The following is an 11873-nucleotide window of genomic DNA, read 5'->3' on the forward strand; positions in this document are numbered from 1 at the left end:
AATCTGATGGAAATTATTCAAATAAATATTAAAAATATTTACGGTATTAAATAAGGTAATGAATCAATTAAAGAGGTATTAATTGCTGAATGTATTAGCCAAAAAACTGTCAATTTTAATTGTAAAAATAATAAGGTTGCGACTATAAAAGATGTTAATAAGATTTGTGATTTATTCATTTCACTTCCAAAAGGAAAACAATTGCAGCCAAAATAAGTATGCTTTTTAAAGGTGCTTATGGCTGGCAACAATAAAGGTGCAGTAGCTACTTAGAGAGAAGACTGAAATTGTATCGTACTCAAAGTTATTTGAGACTAGATAACGAAAATCATTTATTGTTTAATATCACTATATAAGTATGTAGCAAACAGTTAATGAAGTATTGTTAAGACTATAAGTGACATATGGTGTATTTATAAAAAAGAATATAATATAAAAAAGGTCGCATGGATTGACCACACGACCACATAAATGACCACGCATTTTCGTTATTTAAAGTACACTAGGATTTTCAAGGGAGTTGGAGAACTCCCTGAAACCGTTGATATACAAAGGTTTTGCGTAACCTCAAATAAAAATGAGTTCAGAGCGATTCTTTCATTTCCATTCATAAGGCGTTTCTTGGTAAACATAATAGTTTAGCCAATTCATAAACAAAAGATTTGCATGTGAGCGCCACGTTTTGAGCGGAGCACGGGTTGGATCGTCATTCGGAAAATAGTGCTCAGGAAGCTTTGCATCCATTCCTTTTGTTTTGTCGCGCATAAACTCATCTTGTAGTGTTTGGACATCATATTCAGGATGACCCGTCACAAATATGAACTTTTCATCCTTTGACATGACTAAATAGACACCAGCTTCTTCTGAGTGTGATAGCAACATTAAATCAGGGTGAGCTCTCACTTCGTTTAAGTCCACATCTGTATGGCGTGAATGAGGAGAGAAAAAGAGATCATCAAAGCCTCTAAGAAGCTTAATAGGCTCTTGAAGAGAAGTATGTGTAAACACACCTGTACACTTTTCGTCAAGCGGTCTTTTATCAATGTTAAAATGATGATATAACCCAGCTTGAGCTCCCCAACAAATATGCATCGTTGACGTAACGTTTGTCTTACACCAATCCATAATTTCAGTTAGCTCTGACCAGTAATTTACATCTTCAAATGGAATATGCTCAATTGGTGCACCAGTAATGATCATGCCGTCAAACTTTTGGTGTTTAATTTGCTTAAAGGTTTTATAAAACTGTTCCAAATGATTTTTACTCGTTGTCTTTGCTTCATGAGTTGCCGGGTGCAAAAGCGTAATATGTACTTGCAACGGTGAGTTCCCCAGAAGGCGAAGCAGCTGTGTTTCCGTTTTTTCTTTTTCAGGCATTAAATTTAAAATCGCAATATTTAAAGGGCGAATTTCTTGATTAAATGCCCGTACATCATCCATGATAAAAATACGTTCTTTTTCTAAAATTTCTTTTGCTGGTAGATCACGCGGGATGTTAATAGGCAATAAAACTTCCTCCTGTTTTTTCGTAATATAACGTGCAATCAACACTATATAGGGTGAGCGCACAGATTTTTATCTCTTGAATGGTTTTTAAAGACGATTTTCATTTCTATATACAATACACTATTATATGAATATACAGAATATTAATCAACTGAATTTTCGAAAAAGTATAGTTTCTTATTCGTAATTTAAGCCAAAGGTGATACAATATACAACAGTAAGTGCTAGGTGATACTTAGATAGAACTAATATACATAAATAAGGTTCTTTTAATGGTAAAAAGAGCGTGCATTCATTTGTATGAAAAAGGAGAAGGATAATATGACAACCAAGAAACAAGTGAAAAGTGATTTACAAATCGCTCAAGAAGCAAAAATGAAACCGATTAAGGATATTGCAGCTCAGCTAAGTATTTTAGAAGAGGAGCTTGAGCCATACGGTCATTATAAAGGAAAGCTTTCACTAAATATTATGGAACGCCTAAAAGACCAAAAAGACGGTAAGGTTATTTTAGTGACGGCCATTAACCCGACTCCGGCGGGTGAAGGAAAGTCTACGGTAACTGTAGGATTGGCACAAGCGCTTCAACAGTTGGATGAAAAAGCAATTATCGCGATGCGTGAACCTTCTTTAGGTCCAGTCATGGGGATTAAAGGAGGTGCAGCTGGCGGTGGCTATGCTCAAGTTGTACCGATGGAGGACATCAATCTTCATTTTACGGGAGACCTTCACGCCATTACAACAGCAAATAATGCGCTATCAGCTATTATTGACAATCACATTCACCAAGGGAACGAGTTGGGAATTGATACGCGTAAAGTAACGTGGAAGCGCGTTGTTGATTTAAATGATCGTGCACTTCGTCAAGTAGTAGTTGGGCTTGGTGGCCCAGTTCAAGGTGTACCAAGAGAAGATGGGTTTGATATTACAGTAGCATCAGAAATCATGGCTATTTTCTGTTTAGCAACAAGCGTTCAAGATTTAAAAAAACGATTAGCTCGCATTGTAGTGGGTTATACATATCAAAATAAGCCAGTAACGGTCGCTGATTTAAACGCAGAAGGAGCACTAACTCTTCTTTTAAAAGAGGCGATTAAGCCTAATCTCGTCCAGACGTTAGAGCATACGCCAGCTCTTATACACGGCGGTCCATTTGCTAATATTGCCCATGGATGCAACAGCGTCATTGCAACGAAGATGGCGGCTAAACTAGGTGACTATGTTGTCACAGAAGCAGGATTTGGCGCTGATTTAGGAGCAGAAAAGTTCTTAAATATTAAAGCACGAATGGCAGGTATTCAACCTGAAGCTGTTGTGCTGGTTGCAACCGTACGCGCGTTGAAAATGCACGGGGGTGTTCCGAAGACTGAGCTAAGTAAGGAAAATATTGAAGCGCTAAAAGAAGGCATGAAGAATTTAGAAAAGCATATTGAAACAATCCGTGCATTCGGAGTTCCATGTGTGGTAGCAGTGAATCGGTTCATTACGGACAGCACGGGAGAAATTGAAACGATTATGAGCTGGTGTGAGGAAAATAATATCAGAGTTGCGCTCACAGAAGTGTGGGAAAAAGGTGGCGCTGGTGGTGTAGACTTAGCAAGAGAACTCCTTGATATGATGAAAGCAGAAGAGTCAAACTTCGCACCCATTTATGATATATCAGCGCCAATTGAAGAAAAAGTAGAAACGATTGCAAAAGTAGTATACGGAGCAAGCGGCGTAGATTTTTCGTCTAAAGCTCAAAAGCAAATCGCTCAATTTGAACAATATGGCTGGTCCTACTTGCCTATTTGTATGGCCAAAACGCAGTATTCGTTAAGTGATGACCAAGATTTATTAGGAAGACCTGAAAACTTCCGCATCACAATTCGTGAGTTTAAGCCATCACTCGGTGCAGGTTTTCTAGTTGCTTTAACAGGGTCCATTATGACGATGCCTGGCCTTCCCAAAAAACCAGCAGCGCTAAATATGGATGTCGACGAGAACGGACAAGCAGTAGGAATCTTTTAATAAGAAAAGACGATGGGTGCATCGTCTTTTCTTATTTTTTCCAAAATGCGTATGTTATTATAGGAAATGGTTAGAACAAGTAAAAGGTTAAATTATTTTATTGTAAAGAAAGTAGTGGAACAATGTTTGATCCAATTGTATTTGATAATTTAAAAGTGGTTGTGGAAGGAGAAATATACGATTTAGATTTATCGGGACAAGTATCGGTTGTAAATCGTGAAGACTTAATGGACTTAGCCCGTTTTACAAGAACGTATCGTATTTCATTTCAGCAGCATTCGTGCTGTACGGCAACCTTAGCGCTTTCAACTGATTTAGATAATATTCACGCTGAATTAACACCGTCTCGGCAGGAAAAGCCGGGCTGTACGGTATTTATCGCTTTTTATATTAAGCAAGCTGTTGCTTATACAAATGAAGATTGCAATGAAATTCGAACGCTATGTGAGAAGGTATGGGGAGCAAATCGAGTAATTGAACAACGAGTCATTCATAAAGTGGATACTAACGAATATGAAATTGAAGTAAAAGTGGTATTTAATCGTTTTGTTTATGAAGACCAAGTGGCCGATTTAATCGAAATGATTGATTATATGCTCCAAACAACAGACCAGTTGAAAAGTTACTATGATCAGCAAACACAAAATAAGAACTTATAAATTGTTGAAACGACACCTCATGCATTACAATAAAGGTATGAACGATACTTTACTAAATGGAGGTCAAATGTATGTCAGTTTATGAGTATTCTGCAAAAACGATTAAAGGTGAAGAAGTGCCGCTTTCCCAATATGAAGATAAAATTTTGGTTATTGTTAATACAGCAAGTAAGTGTGGTTTTACTCCTCAATATAAGGAGCTTCAGGCTCTTTATGAAGAAATGAAGGATCAAGGCGTAGAAGTTCTTGGCTTCCCTTGTAATCAATTTGGTGGGCAAGAGCCGGGTAGTGCCGGTGATATTGAACAGTTTTGTGAATTGAATTACGGAGTATCTTTTCCGATGTTTGATAAAGTGGATGTAAAAGGTGAACATGCACATCCTTTATTTACATACTTAGCCGAAGAGGCGCCCGGTGTATTTGGATCTAAAACGATTAAATGGAATTTCACCAAATTTCTTGTGAACCGTCAAGGAGAGGTAATTAAGCGCTACGCACCACAAACTGCACCAAAAGATATAAAGAAAGACATTGAAGACTTAATATAAGGAAAAGCAGATGAGCATAGTGTTCATCTGCTTTTTTGTTACTCAAACACCTTGAACGTCTTTGTGGTAAAATAAATTGAATACATGGGTTTCATAAGGAGGCTAAAATGAAGCGAACGATAAAAGAAGCAGAAGCATTTGTGAAAGAAAAGCTCGCACATGACACTACGGGCCACGACTGGCAGCACATTAATCGCGTGCGTAATTTAGCTATGCTCCTATGTGAAAAAGAAGGCGGCAATAAACAGGTAGTCGAACTGGCTGCTTTATTTCATGATGTTGTAGATGATAAACTAGTGGTTGATGTTGATAAAGCATATAAAGAAGTAGAAGAGTGGCTGATGGTTCACAAAATTAACCAAAAGGATTGTCATCATATTATACATATTTTAAAAACAGTGTCTTTTAAAGGTGGAAACCGACCGAAAATGACGACGTTAGAAGGAGAAGTTGTGCAAGATGCGGATCGCTTGGATGCAATTGGAGCAGTAGGTATCGCGCGAACATTTATGTATGCAGGAGCTAAAGGGACACCCTTATACAACCCTTCAATTGAGATTCGAGACGTGATGTCAGAGCAGGAATATCGAAACGGAAAGTCAACGGCCGTTGCGCATTTTTATGAAAAGCTACTGAAGTTGTACGAAGGAATGAATACATACACAGCTAAAGTAATTGCAAAGGAACGCCATGACTATATGCTTGGTTTTTTAGCACAATTTAAGAAAGAGTGGAATTATAAAAATGAAAATGATTACGATTGAAGAATTAACAAAAACGTACGGGGAAAAGAACCTATTTAATCACTTAACCTTTACCATTACTGAAAGTGAGCGAATTGGATTAATCGGTGTCAACGGTACAGGAAAGTCAACGCTGTTAAAAATTATTGCGGGGCTGGAAATAGCTGATAGTGGGGAAGTAGTGCACGCGAAGGATTACCGTATTACGTATATGCCTCAACACCCTGATTTTAATCCTGAACTTACAGTACTAGAGCAGGTCTTCAGCGGTGACACGCCTCTTCTTCAGCTTTTAAAGCAATATGAGCTTGCACTGTACGAGCTTCAGCGCGATGCTTCAAGTGAAAAAGCACAGCAGAATTTATATAACCTTCAGCAAAAGATGGATGCAATGAATGCATGGGAAGCAAACTCTAGTGCTCAAGCTGTTCTAACAAAGCTTGGAATTACAAATATGCAAGAGAAGATTGGGGCATTATCTGGTGGTCAGAAAAAACGTGTCTCTATTGCTCAGAGCTTAATTCAAACGCCAGATCTTTTAATTCTAGATGAGCCGACAAACCACTTGGACTATGAAACTGTAAAATGGCTAGAAGAATATTTAGCAAAGTATCAAGGTGCCGTTTTGCTCGTAACACATGACCGTTATTTTTTAGATGCTGTGACGAATCGCATCTTTGAATTAGACGGTGGGAATTTATACAGCTACAAAGGAAATTACGGAGCGTTTTTGGAAGGGAAAGCACTTCGTGAAGAGCAAGAAAGAGCAACTCAGTCCAAGTTAAGTAATTTATATCGTAATGAATTAGCGTGGATTCGACGTGGTGCCAAGGCGCGAACAACGAAGCAAAAAGCGCGAATTCAGCGATTTGAAGAGCTTGAAGGAAAAGTAGGAAGTAGTGAAAAAGAAGGGTTGGATATAAGTTTAGCAGGCAGTCGTTTAGGGAAGAAAGTTGTTGAATTAAAAGAGGTGTCAAAAGCATTTGAAGGTAAGACGCTCTTGAACGATTTCACTCACATTGTGAAAAAAGGAGATCGTATTGGGATTGTCGGTAAAAATGGAAGTGGGAAGTCAACGCTTTTAAACATGCTTGCTGGTCGTATTGAACCTGATAGCGGAGAGGTTGATCGTGGGCAAACTGTTAAGATTGCGTACTATACGCAAGAAAGTGATGATATGGACTTAAATAAACGAATGCTAGATTATATCAAAGAATCAGCTGAAATCGTCCAAACGACGGATGGAAAAGTTATTTCAGCTTCGCAAATGCTTGAACGTTTTTTATTTCCTTCTCATGCACACGGAACGCCAATTCGAAAGCTTTCAGGTGGAGAACGTCGTCGCCTTTATTTATTGAAGCTTCTAATGACATCACCGAATGTGCTGCTGTTAGACGAGCCAACAAATGATTTAGATACACAAACGCTAACGGTATTAGAAGATTATTTAGAGGAATTTCCTGGCGTTGTTATTACCGTTTCACATGATCGTTATTTCTTAGATAAAGTCGCTGACTACTTATTAGTATTTGAAGGAGAAGGGGCTATTTCAACTTATTACGGAGCTTATACAGATCAGCTGGAAGAAGCAAGACGTCAAAAGCAAAAACAAGTACAAGAGATCAAAATCAAAGAAGAAAAGCCGAGAGTGCAAGAAAAGCAGAAAAAGCGTCGTTTATCATATAAAGAGCAAAAAGAATGGGATGAAATTGAAGACAAAATTGCAGCGAAAGAAGAGGAAATTGAACGCTTAACAGCTGAGATTGAACGAGCTGGAAGTGATTACTCTAAAGCTCATACCTTATCAATGGAACAAGAGCAGGCAAACGATGATTTAAATGAGCTGCTAGAACGCTGGACGGAGCTTTCGGAACTGATTGAAGAAATTGAAAATGCATAAAAAGCAGGTGATTAGACCCTCTGTTTTTGAGCGTGTTACAATGTAAAAAAATGAATTTGAGGAGTATGAGTGTATGAAGATTAAATCAATTGAACCCACACCAAGTCCGAATACAATGAAAATCAACTTAAATGAAGTGTTGCCTGGAGGAAAAAGCAACAACTACAATAAAGATAATAGTCATGAAGCCCCAGCAGTTATTCAAGAAATCATGAAAGTTGAAGGTGTAAAAGGTGTATATCACGTTGCTGATTTCTTAGCAGTTGAGCGTAATGCAAAATATGATTGGAAGCAAATTTTACCTCAGGTTCGCGCAGCTTTTGGAGAAGACGTACAGGGTGAGGCTGAAAATCAGCAGATTAATGAACATTACGGAGAAGTAAGCGTAGCTGTTCAGCTATTTAAAAATGTTCCTATGCAAGTAAAGTTAACGGACGGAACAGAGGAGAAGCGATTCGGTCTTCCAGAACGGTTTGCAAAAGCGGTTGCTGAGGTTCAGCAATTTGCATCAAACGTTGTATTAGAGCGTAAATGGAAAGAGCAAGGCGTTCGCTACGGTGAACTACAAGCAATTGGAGAAGATGTTGTAGAAGAGTTATCAGCGGCCTATCCTGAGGAGCGTTTGAATCGACTTGTCCAGCTTGCAAAGCAAGAAGAAAGTGGAGAGCAAGTTGTAAAGCCACGCGAAGCCTATAAAGTAACACAAGAAATGTTAGATGAAGAAGAATGGACAGTTCGTTATGCTCATTTAGAGCAAATGAATCCTACAGAGGAGGATTTACCCGTACTGAATAAAGCACTTGATGATGAAAAAGCATCCATCCGTCGCTTAGCAACTGTCTATCTTGGAATGATTGAATCGAAAGAAGTCCTTCCATTTTTGTATAAAGCTTTAAAAGATAAGTCTGTCACGGTTCGTCGTACTGCAGGAGACTGTATGTCCGATTTAGGATTTGAAGAAGGAATTGTTGCGATGTGTGAAGCACTGCAAGATAAAAGTAAGCTTGTACGCTGGAGAGCAGCGATGTTTTTATACGAGGTAGGAAACGATACAGCATTACCAGCTTTAAAAGCAGCTGAAAATGACCCAGAGTTTGAGGTCGATTTACAAATTAAACTAGCAATTGAACGAATTGAAGGCGGAGAAGAAGCCAAAGGCTCCGTTTGGAAACAAATGACGGAAAGTCGTAAAGGGTAAGAAAAAAAAGAGCATTCAGCTGAATGCTCTTTTTATGTGTGAGAAGGAAATTGCAATGGTTTCATTGTATTATTAATAGTCATAGACTGATAATGATTAGAATGTAAATACGTTAATATAGTAGGCAAAGACTGTGCGGTAAAAGGTTTATCGTGAAATAAGATAACAGGTGTTTGACCGCTTGCATTAACGTGTTCAATATGTGGCTCGATGGACTGGATAATTTTTGGAGCAGAGCGTAACGCCCAATCCTCACTATCAATATTCCAATCCCATAGCTGATAACGAGAAGTCAGCTGTGTTCTATGTGGTTCTTTTAAGTACGGAACGCTACCAAACGGTACACGGATGAGCTTGCTGTCAACGCCAGTTACGTCTTTAAGAGTGTTTAGGCACGTTGTCATTTCGTTTAAAGCGGCTCCATCTTTCCCATACATCTGATGAATATCATGTGAAACTCCGTGACACCCGACACTATGCCCTTCAGCAACAATGCGTTTAGCGATGTCAGGATAGCGATCAATTTGATTCTTTAATAAAAAGAACGTTGCTTTAACGTTATAGTCTCTTAGAGTATCTAAGATTTTTGGAGTATCATTGTTGGGTCCGTCATCAAACGTAATAAAAACTGGTTTAGTAAGCGGTTCGTTGCGGTCGTTTAGCGTATTTGCTAAATATGCGCTGTGATGCAATGTGTTTAACGTCTTATTCGCATAGTTTGCACTATTTTCTTTTTGTGGCATTGGTGTGTAAGCCAATGGTTCTTTTACGGCTAGGCTCATTGTTTGTGCATTCGTATATTTACCGATTACTGCCAATAAAAGAAAAATGAGTAGTGCTAAGCTAATTCCAATGTACAAGTGTTTTGGTTTCTGTAAAGCCGGTCTCAATGAAAAAATCCTTTCTGTGTATAAACTTCTAACTATAACTATAGTATAAAAAATGGAAGAATAATAGTAAAATACGGCAAAAATTGAACGAATTTTAGTAATTGCGGCTTCTTCTCAATTTATGTAATACTAAAGGGAGCTCCAGCTAGATTTTTCCTGGCATTTGTAGTATGATGTGTGGATGAATCATTGTAAGGAGGAAGATTACGATGTCAATGGCATATGAAGAATATATGCGTCAGCTTGTGAAGCCGATGCGTGAAGAGCTAACTCGTGCAGGGTATAAAGAGCTTACAACAGAGGAAGCGGTAACAGAGTTTATGGAAAATGCAGAAGGTACAACGTTTGTTGTTGTCAACTCAGTATGCGGATGTGCTGCTGGATTAGCTCGTCCTGCGGCAACACAAGCATTTTTACATGCTGAAAATAAACCGAATCAAGCGATTACCGTATTTGCTGGCCAAGACAAAGAAGCAACGGCAAAGATGAGAGAATATTTTGGTGATATTGAGCCATCTTCTCCATCAATGGCGTTATTAAAAGGTAAAGAAGTTGTTCACTTCATTCCACGTCATGAAATTGAAGGTCAATCATTAGAAGCTATTTTTGAAAATGTTTTAGATGGTTTTAACAAGCACTGCTAATTTATAGTGTGCTACGAAGTAGATGAATAACGTAAGGCGTAAAAAGGATGTCTTCAGGCATCCTTTTTCTTCTGTGTAAAAAAATGTAGCTTAGGAGGAAAGGAGTAAAAATAATGATTGTAACGACAGCTGGCAGAACGGATGAGGAAATGATCAGCTTTGCTAAAAGCGTAGCAAATGATTTACACATTCCATACGTTGCTCGAGCGAAAGCATCTGTAAAAACGTTGCAGAATAAAGAAAAATCAAATCTTTTAGTTGTTGGAAAAGAGCGAATGGAACTACATATTCAAGAAGTAGAAGAACCATTTTTCTTTCACCCAAACTCAGCAATGTTTCGTGCAAAGCGGCTGTTAAAGGGTGAACTAGACCCGTTCATTCAAGCCACAAAATTAACAGCTGGTATGAGTGTATTAGACTGCACCCTTGGCCTGGCTTCTGACAGTATTATAGCCAGCCTTATCACCGGAGAAAGCGGGCTGGTAAAGGGGCTGGAAGGGAATCGCTTTATGGCCTATTTATTAAAGCATGGCTTAAAAACGTGGAAAAGTGGCATTTGTGAAATAGATGAAGCGATGAATAGAATTTCTGTTGTTCACCAAACTTTTGAAACATATCTTCATTGCTGTGAAGATAATTCATTTGATATCGTCTATTTTGATCCCATGTTTGAAGCAAATCTCTCTGAGTCTAACGGAATTCAAGGGTTAAAGCAGCTTGCTTTATACACACCGCTAACGGAGGAAGTAATAACGCAGGCAAAGCGAGTTGCAAGGAAGCGTGTTGTGTTGAAAGATCACTATAAAAGTACGCGTTTTCTTGATCATCAATTTCATGTATATAAGCGCAAAACAGCAGCTTTTCATTACGGTGTTATTGAGATAAATGAAAGTAAATAAACTGAAAACATGGTTTATATTCACCATAAAAGAGGTAGAGGGAAACTAAAACCAGCATCAAAATTTTTTTGACTATATCTTTTAATTGAGAAAAAAGTTTTAAAAAAAAGGTGAAAAAAATTGAAATGTGATACAATACACACTATATTAAAAATAGTTGAATGAAAGAAGAATTGAAAGGACCGATAATGATGCCTAGATGGTTGAAAAGAATGCTCGTTGTATTAATTACGGTATTTACATTTGGGCTTGTCACGCCACCTGAGTATTTATACGTTGATGACGCGAAAGCCGACAAGCAGCATAAATCAGGATATATACGTGATGTTGTGCCTTCCACAACCACGTTTGAAGATGCTGAGCTTCCCTCTATTCACTTTAAGTTTGAAGACGTTGATTCATTTGTTGCATATGCAATGGACCAAGCAGAGAAACAGTCCGTTGAAAAATTTGGAACGAAAATTGGACCTGTTATTGAAGATGAATTTCGTGGTGCTGTCCTACCTGAGATTGAAAAAGTCCTTACTGATATTGGTACAGAAAGAGAACAAGATATTACAAACCTAGAGATAAGTGAACATCCAGCTTCGGGTTACGGAGAGAAAATTTTTCATGTATATGATCTGCAGTCTGGGCAAGATTTGATTCGCTTTCATGTGCGGCGGGAGAATCCTCCAAAAGATGGATATTGGTTTAACTTCCATTATCATAAAGCAGAAGATAATTTTCAAAAGCACTATACGTTAGGGAAAATTTATTGGAACCGTAATATGCCTCCAAAATGGATGTCGTAATTAGGTTCAGTGACTAAAACTAGATTTTGATAAATCTAGTTTTTTTGTATTTCTCCTCAATAATAGGCTATGTAAGAAGAGT

At 38.1% G+C, this 11873-nt stretch carries 11 protein-coding genes; 9 read left to right on the forward strand and 2 right to left on the reverse strand.

The window, feature by feature from the left end:
• Positions 1-597 precede the first annotated feature (597 nt).
• Entirely contained in the window at positions 598-1506 is a 909-nt protein-coding gene (metA, locus tag NIZ91_08220; GenBank protein USY56627.1) for a homoserine O-succinyltransferase, read from the reverse strand.
• 321 nt (positions 1507-1827) lie between these two features.
• Here metA and NIZ91_08225 point away from each other — a divergent pair, with 321 nt between their 5' ends.
• From NIZ91_08225 to NIZ91_08250, 6 genes are all read left to right on the forward strand, one after another.
• Positions 1828-3516 (forward strand): formate--tetrahydrofolate ligase, encoded by a 1689-nt coding sequence (locus NIZ91_08225; GenBank protein ID USY56628.1) that lies wholly within the window; start codon positions 1828-1830, stop codon positions 3514-3516.
• 122 nt (positions 3517-3638) lie between these two features.
• Positions 3639-4175, forward strand: coding sequence for a hypothetical protein (locus NIZ91_08230; protein ID USY56629.1), 537 nt, complete (start codon positions 3639-3641; stop codon positions 4173-4175).
• Between the two features lie 71 nt (positions 4176-4246).
• Entirely contained in the window at positions 4247-4723 is a 477-nt protein-coding gene (locus tag NIZ91_08235; GenBank protein ID USY56630.1) for a glutathione peroxidase, read from the forward strand.
• Positions 4724-4830: 107 nt separating this feature from the next.
• Positions 4831-5487: an HD domain-containing protein gene (locus NIZ91_08240; protein USY56631.1), complete on the forward strand. Its 657-nt coding sequence runs from the start codon at positions 4831-4833 to the stop codon at positions 5485-5487.
• The gene (locus NIZ91_08245) at positions 5468-7366 is read left to right on the forward strand and encodes an ABC-F family ATP-binding cassette domain-containing protein (protein USY56632.1); all 1899 of its coding nucleotides are present in this window, start codon (positions 5468-5470) and stop codon (positions 7364-7366) included. The genes NIZ91_08240 and NIZ91_08245 overlap by 20 nt, the downstream gene beginning before the upstream one ends.
• A 73-nt stretch (positions 7367-7439) precedes the next feature.
• Positions 7440-8564, forward strand: coding sequence for a conserved virulence factor C family protein (locus NIZ91_08250; GenBank protein ID USY56633.1), 1125 nt, complete (start codon positions 7440-7442; stop codon positions 8562-8564).
• 32 nt (positions 8565-8596) lie between these two features.
• Here the strand turns inward: NIZ91_08250 and NIZ91_08255 are convergent, their stop codons facing one another.
• Complete coding sequence (locus NIZ91_08255) at positions 8597-9454, reverse strand: polysaccharide deacetylase (protein USY56634.1); 858 nt, start codon at positions 9452-9454, stop codon at positions 8597-8599.
• 209 nt (positions 9455-9663) lie between these two features.
• Between NIZ91_08255 and NIZ91_08260 the strand changes: the two genes are divergently transcribed.
• The 3 genes from NIZ91_08260 (at position 9664) to NIZ91_08270 (ending at position 11791) form a co-directional block, all read left to right on the forward strand.
• Entirely contained in the window at positions 9664-10098 is a 435-nt protein-coding gene (locus NIZ91_08260) for a BrxA/BrxB family bacilliredoxin (GenBank protein ID USY56635.1), read from the forward strand.
• Positions 10099-10211: 113 nt separating this feature from the next.
• Positions 10212-10997: a class I SAM-dependent methyltransferase gene (locus tag NIZ91_08265; GenBank protein USY56636.1), complete on the forward strand. Its 786-nt coding sequence runs from the start codon at positions 10212-10214 to the stop codon at positions 10995-10997.
• A gap of 191 nt (positions 10998-11188) precedes the next feature.
• Positions 11189-11791 (forward strand): YpjP family protein, encoded by a 603-nt coding sequence (locus tag NIZ91_08270; protein USY57117.1) that lies wholly within the window; start codon positions 11189-11191, stop codon positions 11789-11791.
• Positions 11792-11873 lie beyond the last annotated feature (82 nt).

It is taken from the genome of Bacillus sp. 1780r2a1, assembly GCA_024134725.1.
Lineage (GTDB): Bacteria > Bacillota > Bacilli > Bacillales > Bacillaceae_H > Priestia > Priestia aryabhattai_A.

What these genes read in the sequence shown, in the direction of transcription:
- NIZ91_08240 (USY56631.1), top strand. Translation starts at nt 4,831, where the DNA reads ATGAAGCGAACGATAAAAGAAGCAGAAGCATTTGTGAAAGAAAAGCTC.
- NIZ91_08260 (USY56635.1), top strand. Translation starts at nt 9,664, where the DNA reads ATGTCAATGGCATATGAAGAATATATGCGTCAGCTTGTGAAGCCGATG.
- NIZ91_08270 (USY57117.1), top strand. Translation starts at nt 11,189, where the DNA reads ATGCCTAGATGGTTGAAAAGAATGCTCGTTGTATTAATTACGGTATTT.
- NIZ91_08265 (USY56636.1), top strand. Translation starts at nt 10,212, where the DNA reads ATGATTGTAACGACAGCTGGCAGAACGGATGAGGAAATGATCAGCTTT.
- NIZ91_08230 (USY56629.1), top strand. Translation starts at nt 3,639, where the DNA reads ATGTTTGATCCAATTGTATTTGATAATTTAAAAGTGGTTGTGGAAGGA.
- NIZ91_08225 (USY56628.1), top strand. Translation starts at nt 1,828, where the DNA reads ATGACAACCAAGAAACAAGTGAAAAGTGATTTACAAATCGCTCAAGAA.
- NIZ91_08250 (USY56633.1), top strand. Translation starts at nt 7,440, where the DNA reads ATGAAGATTAAATCAATTGAACCCACACCAAGTCCGAATACAATGAAA.
- NIZ91_08235 (USY56630.1), top strand. Translation starts at nt 4,247, where the DNA reads ATGTCAGTTTATGAGTATTCTGCAAAAACGATTAAAGGTGAAGAAGTG.
- NIZ91_08245 (USY56632.1), top strand. Translation starts at nt 5,468, where the DNA reads ATGAAAATGATTACGATTGAAGAATTAACAAAAACGTACGGGGAAAAG.